The organism is Chryseobacterium sp. JM1, assembly GCF_000737715.1.
Taxonomy (GTDB): Bacteria; Bacteroidota; Bacteroidia; order Flavobacteriales; family Weeksellaceae; genus Chryseobacterium.
Map to the genome: position 1 here is coordinate 196463 of NZ_JPRN01000005.1, position 17667 is coordinate 214129.

Sequence of the window (17667 nt, forward strand, 5' to 3'; positions counted from 1 at the left end):
TCGTGTCCTTTAAAAATCTCTTCATCCACGATCTGATTACATCATTCATTGATTGGGCTACGTCTACCCTTTCCGATCCCACGATCTTTGTACCATTATTTAAACCCAATAAAAATGGAAACAAAAAAAGTATGGTTCGTAACGGGAGCCTCAAAAGGTCTGGGATTGGCCTTGGTGAAAAAATTATTAGAAAATAACTACCGTGTGGCAGCGGCTACCAGAAATGCACAGTCTTTAATTTCAGAAGTCGGAGAAACATCTGACGTATTCTTACCGATTGAACTGAACTTAACGGATAATGACGATGTACAGTCAGCGGTATCAAAAACGATAGAGCATTTCGGACAGCTTGATGTAGTGGTCAACAATGCAGGATACGGGCAGATCGGTACGCTGGAAGAGCTTACAGATGGTGAAGCCAGATCCAATTTCGATGTGAATGTATTCGGAACCCTGAATGTCATCAGGAATACAGTTCCTTATCTTCGTGAGCAGAAATCCGGACATATATTCAATATTTCTTCAATCGGAGGGTATTCCGGGAATTTTCCAGGTTGGGGAATCTATTGTGCAACCAAGTTTGCGGTAGCGGGACTAACTGAAGCACTGGCTGAAGAGATCAAAGAATTCGGAGTTCATGCCACTGTGGTTTATCCCGGATATTTCCGTACCGATTTTCTCAGTAAAGACTCAGTAAAAACACCAGAAAATCCAATTCAGGTGTATGAAACCGCTAGAAATTCCGAACAGGCACACCTTAACGAAATCAACGGTAACCAGCCCAATGACCCCGAAAAAGGAGCCGCAGCTATCATTGCACTCAGTGAGGAACAAAATCCGCCGGTTCATTTCCTACTAGGAAGCGGCACCGCTGAATTCCTGGATAATAAAATTAAAACTATTACCGGTGATGCAAAACAATGGGAAACACTGACTGTGTCTACGGTGATATAGCTTTAAAAATGTCATGATGTGAGCATAGTCGAATAAAAATATTATAAATACATTGTACAATCTACATTATACTTTATACAACTTTTACCACACAAAAATCCTTTGTGCCCTCCGTTCGTAAACCTTCAGTTTATGCTCAGGATGACAACGCTAATACTACATCGTCTTTATAATTACAAAAAGTATACAGTACATTCAACAGTGCAAAGCCAAACCCTTAAACAATCAATCAGCAACTAGCAACTAGCAACTAGCAACTAGCAACTAGCAACTAGCAACTAGCAACTAGCAACTAAAATACATTCCAAGTTTCACTCAAAAAAATTAAATTAGCATCATGAAACCTCCCTTCCGCTTCAATTCAATTTCAGAATTTCATGCCTTCTGCAATCTTCCCAATCCTGAGCATCCTTTGATCAGTCTGATTGATTACAGCAAGGTCAATTATCCGATGGATGACAATGAACTGAAATGGATTCAGAATTTTTACTCCATCGGGCTGAAACGAAATGTGAATGCGAAGTTCAACTACGGTCAGCAGGAATATGATTTTGATTCCGGTGTTTTGTGTTTTGTTTCTCCGCTTCAGTTTCTGAAATTGGAAATGAAGTCTGATATTGTGGTAGAGCCCACAGGCTGGCTACTGGTGGTCCATCCGGATTTTCTCTGGAATACTTCCCTTACGAAAAAGATTAAATCGTATGACTTTTTCAAGTATGATATTAATGAAGCGCTTTTCTTATCAGACAGAGAAGAAAAAGTTGTCGTGGACATTCTGAAAAATATAGAAAAGGAATACCAATCGAATATCGATAAGTTCTCTCAGGAACTGATTGCAGCCCAGATTGAGCTCCTTCTTATTTATTCCGAACGTTTTTATGAGCGGCAGTTTTTCACCCGGAAAAAGTCCAGTCACGAACTTCTGGAACGTTTTGAGGAAGTCCTTTCCCGGTATTTTGACAGTGGAAATCTCATAGAAAACGGAATTCCGTCCGTAAAATTCGTTGCCGGAGAGATGAATATTTCCCCCAACTATCTCGGATCTTTATTGCGCATTCATACCCAACAAAATACGCAGCAGCATATCCAGAATAAACTGATTGATTTGGCCAAAGAACGACTCAGCACCACTCATCTTTCGATAAGTGAGATTGCATATGAACTGGGCTTTGAGCATCCCCAGTCTTTCAGTAAGTTGTTTAAACAGAAAACGAATCAGTCACCGCTGGAATTCAGGAAAATGTTCAATTGATATATACAAATGTCGATTCAGCTCAAATAGACTAAGAAAACTTTTATACAGACACTTCATCGAATCAATCGAAGATTGATTTTTCTCTTTGCATTTCTTAAACTGTTCGATGTTATGCTAAACCTTTGCGTTTATTAAAACACAAACTGCACGAATATTTTCACGAATGATACCAATATAGATGACGTTATAGTGTGATTTGTGAAAATATTTATGGTATTTGAGGTTAAAAAGTCTTTAAAAATCAGATCATTTAAATTCACTACCTTAGGATTTAGATAAGTAGTATCCGAAAAACTTTAAAAGAGCAGGAAAACCAAAAACTAATTATTATGAAAAAAATAATCTTACTCATCCTGACATTGATGTTCGGAATTGTGTTGGCACAGAAAGTAAAAAAAGAAGAAAAAGTGAAAGACAAATTCGAATCGCGGCAGCCTCAGGACATGTCCGTTCCTCCCCCGCCGATGGTGGCTTTTCCTGCTCAGTATCCCAAAGGAAACAAGGCATTTATTGAAAACGTTAAAAAGAATTTAAATGCGGATGTTCTTAAGTCGCTCAGTACAAATTTAAAAACGAAAATCATTCTAAAAGTCAACTCAGATGGCATTGTAGTGAATGTTTCCACCTACGGAGAAAATGAAGTTTTCAACAGCGAAGTAAAAAAAGCAGCTGAAAAAGCGACTTACCAAGTGAAATGGGAAGCCGGAAAAAACAACAGAGGCGAAAAAGTAATTGATATTGTGAATCTTCCGTTTAAATATTAAGGTAGCAGTTGATAGGTAGCAGGGATTAGGGATTAGGGATTAGGGATTAGGGATTAGGGATTAGGAAATGAACGGACTAAAGTTCGTTTATATTTAATTTAACAATGCTGGCGCGAGTGTCCCGCTCGTGACCACTACCAATAAAAAACCACCGTTTTTCGCGGTGGTTTTTATATATTCTATCCAAACTTTCTTTTCCTCATCCAGAAGAATAATCCTCCCAGCAGACCAATTACTACTAGAGGCAGTAGTAGATTCAGCCATTGCCAGTTTGCTTTTTCTTCCGTGATACGGTTTCTGTCCAGAAGTCTTTCTTCGATGTTTCTGTTTCTAAGCGCCATCAGATTACTATCATCAAGAAGATAATCCAAAGCGTTTCTCAGGAATTGTTCGTTTCCGAACTCCTGATTCGTCAGACGGTCAATTCCCATCGGAAGTGGCTCGCCTTTATGCATTTTATTTCTTCCGACATCTCCGTCAGCAATTACGATCATTTTGTTTTCAGGGCTCTGGCCTTTGAAACCCGGATATCCTTTTCTTTCAATTCTTGATGCATAGGCAGAGTTGAATTTCCCTTCCAGTGCAACAGCAAAAATCTTAGGTCTGCTTGGTTTTTCCATTTGACCAAGACTGTCTACACTGGCAATTTCTTTAAGATCCACATAGTTGGGAACCTGCTTCAGAAGCGTTCTCTCACTGGATTCGAAAAGAACCTTTGTTTTGATGTTTTTCCTTCCGCCCAATGTATCGATGGAAGTCGGAAATTCAAACTTTACAGGGTTTATATTTTTCGTAATCGGATTATCATTTTCAGCAATTCCAAGCGGGAAATACGGCCACGGAAGGCTTGTATACTGAGGATTCCCTCCTACTTCACCCGTTACCAGTTTCAGCAGGGCAAATTTCTTTACGTCCTTCACCAAAGCCGGATTGATTCTGATTCCGTAGTTGAAAAAGAAATCCGTCATATTGATATCTACAGGGAAAGGCATTACCTTTTGAGATCTTGTCAGCGTATCCATTTCAGCGTTTACTGCATCGATCATCCAAAGGGTTTTCCCTCCGTTCATAATGAACTGGTCAAGGATTACTTTTTCGTTATCTGTAAATGCTTTTCTTGGCTTTGCAATCACCAAAGCGCTCATTTGCTTTAGTAACGGAAGATCTTCAAGAGTAAGTTCTGTCTGATTTTTTGGGACTACAGGACCCGCATCATAATTTTCCAGCGCCAACTGCATAAAACCATGGAATTCTTCAGGACCAAGCTCATCCTGATTCACCAGGATTCCGACTTTCTTTCTCTTATCCGCTGCGATATTCTTGATATTGGAAACCAGGCTGTATTCAAGACCTTCAATAGATCTGGTCAGCTGCTGGTCTGCATCTATTCCTGCCTGCTGTACCACCAACGGAATAGACACTCCCCTTTTGTCATATTTGATCACAGCATAAGGGAAAAGCGTAATCTGCGTAATCTTACCGTCTTTAATGTCCGGAAGAACAGAAGGCTGCATTCCCATCGCCATTAGCGTGTCCTTAGACATTTTTGTCTTTATGGGATCAATGAATTTAAAATCGATCTTCGGATTGATCTTTCTGAACTCTTCCAGCATAAATCTGGTTTCACTCTGAAGCTGCTTAAAGCTTGCCGGAAAATCTCCTTCCAGATAAACATCTACCGTAAGCGGCTTTTTCACAGATTCCAATACTTTTACCGTACTGTCTGAAAGCGTATATCTTTTTTCTTTTGTTAAGTCTAATCTGATTCCTGAATACGTAAACAGAATCACCAAAGGCACTATGGCGATCAGGAAAATCCCTAATGGAGATTTAATATTGAACTTCTTCATCATACTACTTCTTTTTAGAGATAAAATGGTTGGACAATAATAACGTAGCACCGATGATCAGAATAAAATAAGCCACATCTTTAAAATCGATAAGACCTCTTGTAAAGCCAAGAAAATGCTGATAAAAACCTATATTCTGAAGAACAAAATCGGCACCGCCCAAAAGCTTGTAGCTCGCCAGCTGCTCTATTCCAAAGTACATGATGAAACACATGAAAACGCCCAAAAGGTACGCCATAATCTGATTCTGCGATAAGGAAGACGCCAGAATTCCAACGCCTGAAAACGCTGCAATCAGCACGATCAGTCCGATATAGCTTCCGAAAGTCATTCCAAGGTCAATATTCCCGGCCGGAACACCTAAAACATAGATGGTATAAAGATAAATCAGTGACGGAATAAGGCATAAAACCCCAACGATCCATACTGAAAGAAACTTCCCTGTTACCAAGTCTGAAACTTTTAAAGGCTGCGAAAACAACCAGTTCAGGGTTCCCGTCTGCTGTTCTTCCGCAAAGGTCTTCATAGACAATGCAGGCATAATAAACATCAGCAGCCATGGAACCAGTACGAAATAGCTCTGCAGAGAGGCCATTCCGATGTCGAAAATATTAGAATCATTCTCGAAAAAAAACAGGAAAAGAGCGGTAATCAGACTGAATGCGCCGATAATGACCCACGCGCTCCAGTTTCCAAAGTAACTCCAAAGTTCCTTCTTTAAAATTGCAATCATAGTTTTTCTGTACAATGTAAAAAGTAAAATGTATCATGTACACCTTCTACTTTCAACAGTTATTTGTTTTTTTTATTTTTATTAACGAGTTTTACTGTCATCATGATCAGAAATACAAGAACGAAAAATCCGGCAATTAATTGCCACCAGTATTCAATCACTGAAGATTTCAGGATCACGGTAAAGACCACAAGGAACAGAAGAAATGTAGCGATCTCGTTGGCCTGTCTCAGTTTGATGTTAGGCGTTTCGATGGTTTGTCCGTTCAACTCTTTCAGTTTCAGTACTTTTTTCCAGCACCAGTAGTGATAAACGGCAAGACCGATCAGGAAAGTGAGTTTTAAATGAAACCACGGCATTTTCATCAGCCCGGTATTCAGAAAGATCATCACAATTCCGCAAACCGCCATAATAATCCCTGCCGGAACGGTAATGATATTCCAAAGCCTTCTGGCCATGAAAGTATACTGTTCTCTAAGAATTTTCTTTTTTTCTTCAGCGAATTCGTCCGTATCCTTATAGTAAACGAAAATTCTTACGAGATAGAAAATTCCCGCAAAATAGCTTACCATAAAAATGATATGCAGTGCTTTGATTATTGTATAAAGCATCAGTAGATATAAAAATTATTGATCGGTAGCGTCAACAGGCTGCATTTCCTGTAACTTTACTCTTTTCGCCCCGAGGTTCGTGTAATACTTCTCCAGCTTGTTCAGATGGTCTTCACTGGTTTCCTTTCCTTTTACATGCAGGCCATAATCGCTCCAGATATTAATGCAAAACAAACCTTTTACTAAAATCCTGCTGTTGGACTGTTCATAGTTTTTGGCAAGAAATACATCCAGATCCGTTTTTGTTTTAAACTCATAAACCATGACTCCACCATCATCCTTTTTAGCGTTATTATACGTAAAGGTGTAGAAGTTTTTAATGGTAGCTGCCGTTTCCGGGCCTTCTATTTTTGAAATAATATCGGGATTATCCGTCACAAAAGGGATCTTTGTAATCCCGATATCTTTCATTTCTTTATCTATTGTCGCAGGTTTCATGCCCTGCAGTTCTACATTTTTAAGATCGAAATCCATAATGCTCTGTGCAGAGAAACTTTGAAAACATACAAAACCGATGATCAGAAGTATTTTTTTCATAAAACCTGTTTTAAATAGTTTAATATTTTAATTAAGAAATCACACCCAGCTCTTTACCTACTTTTTCAAAAGCAGCAATTGCTTTGTCAAGGTGGGCTCTTGTGTGGGCAGCAGAAAGTTGTACTCTGATCCTTGCTTTTCCTTTCGGTACTACAGGATAGAAGAACCCGATCACATAAATCCCTTCATCCATAAGCTTTTCAGCCATTTTCTGAGCAAGAGGTGCGTCGTATAACATCACCGGAACAATGGCAGCATCACCTTCAGGAATATCAAATCCTTTGGCCACCATTTCTTTTCTGAAATATTCTGCGTTTTCCATCACCTGATCACGAAGTGAAGTGTCGTCAGAGATCATATCCAAAACTTTCAATGCTGCTCCAACGATACCAGGTGCTAATGAATTCGAGAATAAATAAGGACGGGAACGCTGTCTCAGCATATCGATGATCTCTTTTTTACCGGACGTAAATCCTCCTAAAGCACCACCTAAAGCTTTTCCTAGCGTAGACGTGATAATATCCACTCTGCCCATTACTTCATTGGCTTCGTGTGTTCCACGACCTGTTTTTCCGATGAAACCTGTTGCGTGAGAATCATCCACCATGACCAGAGCATTGTATTTGTCTGCAAGGTCACACACGCCTTTCAGGTCTGCTACAATACCATCCATAGAGAAAACTCCGTCTGTAACGATGATTTTGAAACGGTGATCTTTTTCAGAAGCAGCAATTAACTGTGCTTCCAGATCAGCCATATTATTATTTTTATAACGGTATCTTGCCGATTTACAAAGACGTACTCCGTCGATAATTGACGCGTGGTTCAGTTCGTCTGAAATAATGGCGTCTTCTTCAGTAAACAAAGGTTCAAAAACACCTCCGTTTGCATCAAAACATGCCGCATATAAAATCGTGTCTTCAAGACCTAAGAAATCCGCGATTTTCTTCTCTAATTGCTTGTGAATATCCTGTGTTCCGCAGATGAAACGTACAGATGACATACCGTAACCATGTGACTCTATCATGTCCTGAGAGGCCTTCATCACCTCCGGATTGTTGGACAGACCCAGATAATTATTGGCACAAAAGTTTAAAAGCTTCTTTCCGTTAGCTTCTATTTCTGCACTCTGCTGGGAAGTGATGATTCTTTCTCTTTTATAAAGACCGTCATTTTCAATGTTTTGCAGTTCGTTCTGTAAATGTTGAAGATATTTTTCAGAGATCATTTTTTAGTAATTTTTTAGATGCGCTAATTTAATAAAAAGGTGTTAAAATATCAGCTTTTAAAAGTTTTATTGTAAAAATAGGGTTCAAATTCAGTTTTAACACAATTAGTCTACTAATTTGGTAGGATAATAATTATATTTGTGATCTAAACTGAGGAATATGAGACTGACTCCAATAGAAAAAGTAAAGACAATAAGTTCCCGAAGCTTTATACAGAATCACATGAAACCGCGTCTTCCAATTATTATGGAAGATTTCATCGATCCTTCAAGTCCTGCTTTTAAAAAGTGGAATTATGAATACTTCAAGGAAATAGCAGGAAATCATAAAGTGAACATCTATGGAAGCGAGCTGGAATCTCTGGACAGAGTGGCCAGCAGCCCGATCGGGCAGACCACATTTTCAGAATATCTTGATCTGATCAGCACAACGCCTACAGAACACAGACTGTTTTTATTCAATCTGCTCAACATCAGGCCGGAGCTTAAAGATGATCTTCATTATAACGATGTGACGAACGGCAAAGTCCTGAAATGGCTTCCTTTCATGTTCTTCGGTGGCGAAGGATCTATCACCAGAAACCACATTGATATCGATATGTCCCACGTTTTTATCACCCAGTTTCACGGAGTCAAAAGAATCTGGCTTTTTCCTTGGGAACAGTCGGATCTGATGTATAAACTGCCTTACAACTTTCACAGCTTACCCAATATCAAAGATCCCGACTACAGAGAATTCCCTGCCCTTCTCTACTTAAACGGCTACGAAGCGCTGCTGAATCCGGGCGAAACGCTCTACATCCCTTCCGGCTGGTGGCATTATATACAATATGAAACCGAAGGCTATTCCGTTTCTGTAAGGGCTCTTCCTTCAAGCCTTCTTGAAAAATGGCGCGGTTTTAAAAATATGGTCGTGACCAGAAATTTTGATAACATGATGCGTAAACTCTTCAAAGAAAAATGGTTCCGGCACAAAGTAAAAACGGCCAGAAAAAGAGCTGCGCGGGCTACCAGAAGACACAAAAGCTTCCTGATATAAAAACTTCATTACAATATGTTTAACCTTAAATTATTTTAACAATGGAATTACTGTACGCTATACTATCTGCTGAACGCGCTCACTATTTTTACTATCCACTCTTCTAATCTCTTTCCGGCTGTTGAAACTTTTATTCAAATTATCAGCTGTTTTAGCCTTTTGTGGATATTATTTTATGTGACTGCAATTCTAAAAATGACAAAAACGGACTCAAGGTCCGTTTTTTTTTATTTAATCTAAATTCGTTAAGATGAGAAAGTGAAAGTTGGTGCTGATATCCTTGGCAAATAAAACCTTCACAAGGATAGTTCGAGGCTTGTTCCTGAATAAACAGACTTTTAGTTCTGATTTTAGACAGCAATCACTTCCCTCTTCCAACTTCAAACTTCATGACTATTTTAATGCTTAACAAATTTTATATTTTTCTCCTGAACCGTAAAGATATAGGTTCCCGGTACCAGTTCTGATATTTCAACTGCTTTACCAGGCTGATATACTGCTTTTCTGATCAGCTTCCCATCAATAGAATAAATAGAATAATCAACTGCTCTGTCAACTCCTTTTAAATACAGCTCATTCTTAGCCGGATTAGGATACAGTGCAAACTCTTCTTTCTCAACAGAAGAAACGCTTAGTGTATTATCCTGAACCACAGTAGAATTTTTATCCAGAATCTGATGTTCGTAATTAAACTGAACACTCGCCACAGGGAACGGAACGGTTTCTAAGAAGCCCTGATTATTGGTCGTATGATTCAGAACAAAATAAGCCGTCTGCCCTCCTGTTCCGTTGACTTTGATCGGTAACGGCATTTCAAAAAAGCTTACAGAAGCATTACTTTGTGTCTGTCCTGCTTTAAAGAAGATTTGGTTTCCGGTCTGTCTCCATTTGATATTATACGTTGGATATCCCTGACCATATAGCCAGTCATTAAAAAACTCCGTAAGATCTTTTCCGCTGGACTGAAGAAATGAAGCTTTAAAATCTGCGGTACTTGCATAACCATAGGCTAAATTCGGTCTTGCGTGATAATCTTTTACGGCCTGGTAGAAAGCCGTATCACCCAAAATCCATTTGATCATTCTTACAATATACCCTCCTTTTGCATAAGAAAGTCTACTGCTGAAAATCCGGTTTGAGTTGGAAAGTTCTGCATCTGAAACATAGGTACTTCCTCCGGTCGCACTGGTAACGGTATTTTTTTCATCAACCAGAAAACTCATAAATTGGGCATTGGTCATTAAGAGTTTTTCATTCGCCAAATGTTCCCCGAAAGTGGCAAAACCTTCATTCAGCCAGATATCATTCCAGGTTGCACAGGTTACTTTATCCCCGAACCATTGGTGGGCAAGCTCATGAGCGATAATACTTCTGCTCCAGCTGCCCATAGAAGACATGGTCTGGTGTTCCATACCACCTCCCCACTGGAACTGCATATGACCGTACTTTTCATTACGGAAAGGATAAGGTCCAAAATAGGTTTCAAATGTATCCATTACCTGTTTTGTCCATTCAATATTAGACATTGTCGTCGTATTGGAAGCGGTGGATGGGAATACATAATTCACAAACGGAAAAGGTGGATTTCCGATGGTACTGGTTAATTTGGTAAAATTGGTAATCGAAAGGGCAATCAGATACGCTGCTGTAGGATATGCTGTTCTCCAGAAGGTCAGTTTTTTTGAACCCGGAAGTATCGTTTCAGACATCAGTTTGCCGTTTGCTGCAACGTTATATTGTGAAGGTGTGGTAATTTTAAAATCGAACCGTTCAATTTTATCATTCAGGCTCTGCTTGGTAGGAAACCAATCCTGTGCGCCATAAGGTTCACTCAATGTAGACAGAACAGCCGTTCCGCCCTGATTTCCATTAAAGAAAGCACTGTTAGCAGAAGAGGGAGCACCGGAGTAGTTGATTGTCAGGGAATCCAGCGTATTGGCAGGAATAGAAGCCGGAAAATCTATCTTCAGCTCTTTTGTGGAAAGCTGTTGAAACGTTAAATCCGTTCCGTGGTATTTTACCTGAGAAACGGTAAGTGTACTGTTAAGATCAAAATAGATGCTGCTCATATTCTGATTAGGCTTAAAGTGCGAGGTTACAGAACCTGAAATGTTATACACTGCAGGATCCAGACTGATGTCCATTCTCTGATACTGAAGATCGTAATTCAGCGTATTGGGGCTCACATTGTAAGTGGCCATCTTATGAGCAAAGGATTTCTGTTCCATTGCTATCAATCCTTTCATTTCAATATTGTGATCATGTGTATTCTGGCTGTACATCACTTGCGGAAGCAAGCCGCTCAGAATCAAAAGGTAAAGTGTTTTCATTTCCCGAAAAATTATTCGGTTAAATATAGATAAAAACCTTCTAATCACAGATTAAAAGGTCAATTTTATATAAAATAGATGTTTACCTAAAAAACTATAGCATTTATGGCTTTTTATAAATATTTATTTCACAATATTTTAATTAATATATAATTTTTTAAATCAAAAATAAATACAGATTACCATATTACTTCACAATTAAACACACTTATTGTGATCATATTGAAATTAAAATAGATTATTTAGTGAATTTTTACTGTTTTATAAATTTGATATGCTGTTCATTGATGGTAAAAATATAAATCCCCGGAACCAGCTCTGAAATTCCAATTGCTTTTCCAGGCTTATAAAGTGATTTTCTAATTAACTTCCCATCTACAGCATGAATGAAATATTCTGCTGCTTTTTCAAAACCTTTCAGATACAGTTCATTCTTAGCCGGATTAGGGTACAATGCAAATTCATCCTTTTCTACGGAAGAAACACTTAACGTATTATCCTGAAGCACGGTAGAATTTTTCTCAAGAATCTGATAATCATAATTGAATTCAACACTGGCAACCGGAAAAGAAACGGTTTCTAAAAATCCCTGGTTATTAGCGGTATGATTCAGTGCAAAATAAGCAATCTCGCCTCCAGTTCCATTGACTTTGATGGGTAAAGGCATTTCAAAAAAGCTTACCGATGGACTGCTCTGGGTTTGTGAAACTTTGAAAAAGATCTGGTTTCCCGTCTGTTTCCATTTTGTGGTATAGCTTGGATATCCTTCTCCATACAGCCAGTCATTAAAGAATCCTGTGAAATCTTTTCCTGTAGACTGTAAAAGCGATGCATTAAAATCTGCAGTTCTGGCATAACTGTAGGCTAAATTCGGTCTTCCATGATAGTCTTTTACGGCCTGATAGAAAGCGGTGTCTCCTAAAATCCATTTGATCATTCTCAAGATATAGGCCCCTTTTGCATACGTCAGTCTGTTGCTGAAAATTCTGCTTACACTTGAAAGCTCTGCATCCGGAACATACGTAGAACCATTGGGAGCAGAAGTAATATTATTGATCTCTCCCAACAGAAAATTCTTGAATTCGGCATTGGTCATCAGTAATTTTTCATTCGCAAGACCAGCCCCGAATGTTGCAAAACCTTCATTCAGCCAGATATCATTCCAAGCTCCGCAAGTCACTTTATCTCCGAACCACTGATGGGCCAGCTCATGAGCAATTAATGGTTTGCTCCAGCTGCCCATGGATGACATCGTCTGGTGCTCCATTCCACCATTGAATTTGAATTCCATATGCCCGTATTTTTCGTTACGGAAAGGATAGGGCCCGAAATAGGTTTCAAAAGTATTCATGACCTGTTTGGTCCATTCTATATTGGCCATACTGGTGGTATTGGCATTCGTGGAAGGATATACATAATTCACAAACGGAAACGGCGGATTACCAATCGTATCATTTAGTTTAACGAAATTGGTGATGGAAACGGCGATCAGGTAGGCCGCTGTAGGGTACGCTGTTCTCCAGAAGGTCAGTTTCTGATTTCCGGGAAGCGTGGTTTCAGACATCAGTTTTCCATTGGAAGCTACGTTATATTGTGAAGGTGTGGTAATTTTAAGATCAAATCTTTCAATCTTATCGTTCATGCTCTGCTTGGTAGGAAACCAGTCCTGCGCTCCGTAAGGTTCACTTAAAGTGCATAAAATAGGAATTCCGCCCTGCGTTGTTGTCGTGAAAGCATTTCCTGCAGACGGGGCTCCTGAGTAATGGATCGTCAGTGAATCAAGCGTATTGGCAGGAATCGAGGCCGGAAAATCAATCTTTACTTCTTTAGTAGGAAGCTGCTGAAAAGTAAGGTTACTTCCATGGTACTGCACCTGAGAAACCACCATGATATCAGAAAGATCGAAATAAATGCTGCTCATATTCTGAGTGGGCTTGAAATGAGAAGTCACGGAACCCGAAATATTATAGACTGCAGGATCCAGACTGACATCCATTCTCTGGTACTGTAGATCGTAATTTAAGGTATTAGGATTGATATTGTAGGTGATCATCTTTTTCGTAAAAGCGTTCATTTCTTTTGCGATAAGCCCTTTCATTTCAATATTGGGTTCCTGTTTCTGGCTAAAAAAATTCTGTGAGATTAAAAAGCCTAGGATTAAAAGATAAAATTTTCTCATACTCAGGTTATTAGATGTAATCAAAGATAAAAAAAACCTTCTAATCATGGATTAAAAGGTTTTTATAAATATTAAAAAAATATGGTTTAAAGATCGAGAGCCGGCTCAAGAATTTTTTCCATTCTTTTCTTCACCATATCTACAGATCCTGAATAATTATTGACCATTAAAGAAAACACAAGCGTCTTCCCTGAATTGGTTTTCAGATATCCTGCTAAAGTTTTTACTTTATTTAAAGTTCCTGTTTTAGCAAAAACCTGTCCGTTTCCGGTTCCGATGAACATTCTTTTCAGTGTTCCGGACTGTCCTCCTACCGGCAGTGATGTGAAATAGGTTTTGTAATATTTCTCGTCCATTAAAGAAGTCAGAAATTTCACCTGAGAAATAGGCGTTACGTTATTTCCTCTTGAAAGTCCGCTTCCGTCCATATAATTCAGCCCGATCATATCGAAGCTTTCATTTTTAAGGTGGTTGGTTACTACTATTCTTCCTGATTCTGAAGTCTGATCGCCCATTTTCTGATAACCTACTGTTTTCAGTAAAGCTTCTGCAAGAGAATTGTCGCTATGCTGGTTGGTATAGAATACAATATCACCTAATGTCGGAGATTTATAAGCTGCTACCAGTTTTCTGCTTTCAGGTGCCGCATCCGTCATTTTTGGCGTTACTTTTCCTGTCACTCCAATTCCACTTTTCACCAGTGTCGTTCTGAACGTATTGGCAAGATAAGCCGGAGCATCTGGAAGTTTTGTTGTTAAAACACCGTCGCCATCATACTTTTCAGCATATACCATCTGGTTTACATAAGGAGAAACGTAGAAATACTTTTTATCAGAAGCAAATCCTGATTTTTTCACGATCAGCTTTTCGTTTGCCGGATTGATCTCGCGGGTAGTTCCTACAGGCAGGTAGTAATTATTGTTTTCAAGCCATACAACATTTTCCGGAAGCATTGTAATATTGCCTTTGAAAAGCGCTGTCTGAATGATAATATCACCATTTACCTTTTTGATACCTTCGCGGGAAAGTCCGCTCATGAAGTCTGAAACAATGTCTCTGTACGACCACGCTCCTGCTTTATTGGTTCCTAAAGAAGGATCTCCGCTGCCTATCAGATACAAGTTTCCATTTAAAACTCCACTTTCATCAATAGTCCCTGAATATTCCAGCTGTGTCATCCAACGGTAGTTTTCGCCTAAAAGGTTTAACGCTGTTTCCGTGGTCAACAATTTGGTAGTAGAAGCCGGAACTAAAGGAGTATTTTCGTTGTACGAAGAGATCACCTTCTTCGTTTTCGGGTCATACACTACGAATCCCCAACTGGCATTTTTCAGCACAGGATCCGCTATCATTGTGTTTACATTTATGTCTACGAGCTCTTTGGCCGACAAAATTGTCTTCTCCGCTACCGCAGTAATGGGAGAAGGCAGATTCAAAGTACTTCTTTGATTATCGTAAGCCTGTGAATAAAGAACGGTAGAAACGGTAGATTGAGCAAGGAAAAACCCAGAAGCCAATACCGCTGCACTTGAAATATATTTTCTGTAATTTACCATCTATCTTTTTTTGGTTCCATAGTTTGACACAATAAAAAATGATAAGTTAAATCATCCAATTAAAGAGCCAAACACTTAATCAACGACCAAAAGTAGAAATTATTGTCAGATAAAGGGTCACAGAGGTCTTATAAAAGAGCCTAAAGTTTGTTAAAAAATGTTAAAAATCCACTAAAACGTCTTTTTTAATACTTTGATAAGCAGTGATTTCATCGAATTCATTCAAACTCAGCAAAACCATCTTCTTAAATTCATCATACTTTTTCCCGCGTGGAAGTTTAAGCATAATTTGGAATTGGTATAAATTATTCAGCCTTGCAATTTGAGCTCTTTCAGGTCCCAAAACACATTCTTCAGGAAGATATTTCCTTAAAATGGATCCTAAAAACTGGGAAGCTCTGTTCACTTTGTCTTCTTTCCGGTGCTTCAGCTCGATCATAATGAGTTTTGTGAACGGCGGATAGTGGAATTTCTGACGTTCGGTAAGAATATATTTATAGATTTTCGCCGGATTATTCATCTTAATCAGCTGAAAAACGGAATGATCAGGGTTATAGGTCTGAATTAAGATTTTCCCTTTTCCAGAAACCCTTCCTGCTCTTCCGGATACCTGCGTGATCAGCTGGTACGCTCTTTCCTCTGCCCTGAAATCCTGCACATATAATAAGGAATCGGCTTTTGGAATAGTCACAAGTTCGATATGGTCAAAATCAAGACCTTTAGAAATCATCTGCGTTCCTACGATAATGTCTGTTTCTCCGTCTTCAATTTTTTCGTATAGCTTTTCATACGCAAATTTCTTACGCATAGAGTCTACATCCATCCGGTCTACTTCATGGTCAGGAAAGAGTTTGGATACTTCTTCATGGATCTGCTCTACGCCTACTCCTCTTTCATTCAGGTTTTCAGACTGGCATTTCGGGCAGCTTCTGGGCTTTGAGGCTCTCTGTCCGCAGTAGTGGCATTTCATTTCATTCGCAGCCTTGTGATAGGTCATTACAACATCACAGTTCGAACAGTAATTGACATAGCCACAGGTTTCACATTCTATGACATTCGCATAACCACGGCGATTATGAAGCACAATGGCCTGATTTTTTTCATCCACCGTCTTTTTGATCTCATCTATCAGGTGTAAAGAAAAGTTCCCGGAGACCTTTTTAGATTCCTGGGCTTCTTTAAAGTTGATGAGTTCATATTCCGGAAGATTCACATTCCCGAATCTTTCGTTCAGGAAGATATATTTTATTTTATCTTTTCGTGCATTGTAATAGCTTTCCACCGAAGGCGTCGCTGATCCGAGGATTACACCCGCTCCGTACAGATTTCCTAGAACCAGTGCGGCATCTTTTGCATTGAAATTAGGGGAAGCTTCTCTTGGTCTGTATGCAGAGTCATGCTCTTCATCCACAACGATCAGTCCAAGATTTTTAAACGGCAGGAACATCGCATTCCGGGTTCCTATGAGAATTTTGATATCGTTTTGTTTGATTCTTCTCCAGACTTCTACCCGTTCAAAATCCGTCAGTTTCTGATGATAGAAACCAAGCTGTCTTCCGTATTTTTTTTCCAGCCTTTGGGTAATCTGTTTGGTCAGAGAAATTTCGGGAAGCAGGAACAGTACATTTTTCCCTTCCTGAATGCATTCTTCAATTTTCTCTAAATAAATATGTGTTTTTCCTGAGGAAGTTACCCCATGCAACAATACATTTTTCCCTTCTTCGAAAGCTTCATCTATTTCAATTTTAGCTTCCTTCTGCTCATCGGAAAGTTCTTCAAGTTCTTCAATTTCTCCCTGATAACTCTCGATCCTGTCTTTCTGCATATAATATTCTTCGACAAGACTTTTATCAGCAAGGGCTTTGAAATGGGAGCTTCCGAAATATCCGTCCTCAAACAGTTCAGATTTTTTAACCGGAATATCAGGATGCTCAGTCTGTTTTTCTAAAATAGCCAGGAAAAGGTCTTTCTGTTTGGGAGCTTTGTTCAGTTTTAACAAAATCTCCGTCAGGTTCTGATTACCCAAGACCTCATCATTAATCTTTACATAAGCAACTTCCTTAGCTTTATATTTTTCTGCAATTTTTTCGTCTATTTCAATATACTGCAGATCAATCAGGGAATTGATCGTTTTAATGATATCTTTTTTAGGAATAAAGGCTTCAATATCCGTTAAATTGATCAACTGACGCACTTCCAATGCCTGAATAAGATACATTTCATTGACATCCAGATTTTCAAAATCAACCGTAATATTGGGTTTTAATTTTAAATAGGTTTCACTTTCCAGTTTTAAAGAGGAAGGAAATGCAAAACGGTAAATCTCCCCCAATCCGCACAGATAATAATCTGAAAGCCAGTTCCAGAAATTGATCTGTTCTTCAGGAAGAATCGGCTGGTCATCCAGAATACTGATGACTTCCTTGGCCACAAAATTTTCAGGCGCATTGTCGTGAAGTTCAAAAACAATTCCCGTATAGATTTTCTTGCCTCCAAACGGTACTAGCACACGCATTCCGGGCTGAATATCCGGCATCAACTCTTCAGGGACTTTATAGGTGAAAGATCCTTTTAAATTAAGGGGTAAAACGATTTGGACGTACTGCAAGGGAAAATTTTAAAGTGTAAAAT

The 17667-nt window shown here is 39.0% G+C and carries 13 protein-coding genes; 4 read left to right on the forward strand and 9 right to left on the reverse strand.

Going from position 1 to position 17667, the window contains the following annotated elements; translation table 11 throughout:
• Positions 1-114 precede the first annotated feature (114 nt).
• The 3 genes from IW22_RS10700 to IW22_RS10710 all read left to right on the forward strand — a co-directional run bounded on the left by IW22_RS10700 (position 115) and on the right by IW22_RS10710 (position 2973).
• Positions 115-954: an SDR family NAD(P)-dependent oxidoreductase gene (locus IW22_RS10700; RefSeq protein ID WP_034726392.1), complete on the forward strand. Its 840-nt coding sequence runs from the start codon at positions 115-117 to the stop codon at positions 952-954.
• Positions 955-1291: 337 nt separating this feature from the next.
• Entirely contained in the window at positions 1292-2206 is a 915-nt protein-coding gene (locus IW22_RS10705; protein WP_034726393.1) for a helix-turn-helix domain-containing protein, read from the forward strand.
• A 332-nt stretch (positions 2207-2538) separates the two neighbouring features.
• Positions 2539-2973 (forward strand): hypothetical protein, encoded by a 435-nt coding sequence (locus tag IW22_RS10710; protein ID WP_034726394.1) that lies wholly within the window; start codon positions 2539-2541, stop codon positions 2971-2973.
• A 179-nt stretch (positions 2974-3152) separates the two neighbouring features.
• On the opposite strand, the gene gldG is transcribed toward IW22_RS10710, so the two are convergent.
• The 5 genes from gldG to kbl are packed head-to-tail and all read right to left on the reverse strand — an operon-like array spanning position 3153 to position 7932.
• A complete protein-coding gene (gldG, locus tag IW22_RS10715; protein ID WP_034726788.1) occupies positions 3153-4823 on the reverse strand; it encodes a gliding motility-associated ABC transporter substrate-binding protein GldG in 1671 nt (556 codons plus the stop codon).
• Positions 4824-4827: 4 nt separating this feature from the next.
• Positions 4828-5556, reverse strand: coding sequence for an ABC transporter permease subunit (locus IW22_RS10720; RefSeq protein WP_034726396.1), 729 nt, complete (start codon positions 5554-5556; stop codon positions 4828-4830).
• A gap of 59 nt (positions 5557-5615) precedes the next feature.
• Positions 5616-6167: a CopD family protein gene (locus IW22_RS10725; protein WP_034726397.1), complete on the reverse strand. Its 552-nt coding sequence runs from the start codon at positions 6165-6167 to the stop codon at positions 5616-5618.
• Positions 6168-6182: 15 nt separating this feature from the next.
• Positions 6183-6704 (reverse strand): hypothetical protein, encoded by a 522-nt coding sequence (locus tag IW22_RS10730; protein WP_034726398.1) that lies wholly within the window; start codon positions 6702-6704, stop codon positions 6183-6185.
• Positions 6705-6735: 31 nt separating this feature from the next.
• Entirely contained in the window at positions 6736-7932 is a 1197-nt protein-coding gene (kbl, locus tag IW22_RS10735; RefSeq protein ID WP_034726399.1) for a glycine C-acetyltransferase, read from the reverse strand.
• A gap of 160 nt (positions 7933-8092) precedes the next feature.
• On the opposite strand from kbl, the gene IW22_RS10740 reads away from it, so the two are divergent.
• Positions 8093-8971 carry a cupin-like domain-containing protein gene (locus tag IW22_RS10740; protein WP_034726400.1) on the forward strand — a complete coding sequence of 293 codons (879 nt, stop codon included), beginning with the start codon at positions 8093-8095 and terminating at the stop codon, positions 8969-8971.
• 398 nt (positions 8972-9369) lie between these two features.
• Here IW22_RS10740 and IW22_RS10745 read toward each other — a convergent pair whose 3' ends face one another.
• The 4 genes from IW22_RS10745 to priA form a co-directional block, all read right to left on the reverse strand.
• The gene (locus IW22_RS10745) at positions 9370-11301 is read right to left on the reverse strand and encodes a M1 family aminopeptidase (RefSeq protein WP_034726401.1); all 1932 of its coding nucleotides are present in this window, start codon (positions 11299-11301) and stop codon (positions 9370-9372) included.
• A gap of 253 nt (positions 11302-11554) precedes the next feature.
• Complete coding sequence (locus tag IW22_RS10750; protein WP_034726403.1) at positions 11555-13480, reverse strand: M1 family aminopeptidase; 1926 nt, start codon at positions 13478-13480, stop codon at positions 11555-11557.
• An 86-nt stretch (positions 13481-13566) separates the two neighbouring features.
• Positions 13567-15036, reverse strand: a complete 1470-nt coding sequence (gene dacB, locus IW22_RS10755; RefSeq protein ID WP_051891190.1) for a D-alanyl-D-alanine carboxypeptidase/D-alanyl-D-alanine-endopeptidase — start codon at positions 15034-15036, stop codon at positions 13567-13569.
• A 160-nt stretch (positions 15037-15196) separates the two neighbouring features.
• Positions 15197-17644 carry a primosomal protein N' gene (gene priA / locus IW22_RS10760; protein ID WP_034726404.1) on the reverse strand — a complete coding sequence of 816 codons (2448 nt, stop codon included), beginning with the start codon at positions 17642-17644 and terminating at the stop codon, positions 15197-15199.
• Positions 17645-17667: the final 23 nt, after the last annotated feature.

Bases quoted from the DNA above. Each gene is read 5' to 3' on its own strand.
- IW22_RS10700 (WP_034726392.1), top strand. From the start codon at position 115: ATGGAAACAAAAAAAGTATGGTTCGTAACGGGAGCCTCAAAAGGTCTG.
- IW22_RS10705 (WP_034726393.1), top strand. From the start codon at position 1,292: ATGAAACCTCCCTTCCGCTTCAATTCAATTTCAGAATTTCATGCCTTC.
- IW22_RS10710 (WP_034726394.1), top strand. From the start codon at position 2,539: ATGAAAAAAATAATCTTACTCATCCTGACATTGATGTTCGGAATTGTG.
- gldG (WP_034726788.1), bottom strand. From the start codon at position 4,823: ATGAAGAAGTTCAATATTAAATCTCCATTAGGGATTTTCCTGATCGCC.
- IW22_RS10720 (WP_034726396.1), bottom strand. From the start codon at position 5,556: ATGATTGCAATTTTAAAGAAGGAACTTTGGAGTTACTTTGGAAACTGG.
- IW22_RS10725 (WP_034726397.1), bottom strand. From the start codon at position 6,167: ATGCTTTATACAATAATCAAAGCACTGCATATCATTTTTATGGTAAGC.
- IW22_RS10730 (WP_034726398.1), bottom strand. From the start codon at position 6,704: ATGAAAAAAATACTTCTGATCATCGGTTTTGTATGTTTTCAAAGTTTC.
- kbl (WP_034726399.1), bottom strand. From the start codon at position 7,932: ATGATCTCTGAAAAATATCTTCAACATTTACAGAACGAACTGCAAAAC.
- IW22_RS10740 (WP_034726400.1), top strand. From the start codon at position 8,093: ATGAGACTGACTCCAATAGAAAAAGTAAAGACAATAAGTTCCCGAAGC.
- IW22_RS10745 (WP_034726401.1), bottom strand. From the start codon at position 11,301: ATGAAAACACTTTACCTTTTGATTCTGAGCGGCTTGCTTCCGCAAGTG.
- IW22_RS10750 (WP_034726403.1), bottom strand. From the start codon at position 13,480: ATGAGAAAATTTTATCTTTTAATCCTAGGCTTTTTAATCTCACAGAAT.
- dacB (WP_051891190.1), bottom strand. From the start codon at position 15,036: ATGGTAAATTACAGAAAATATATTTCAAGTGCAGCGGTATTGGCTTCT.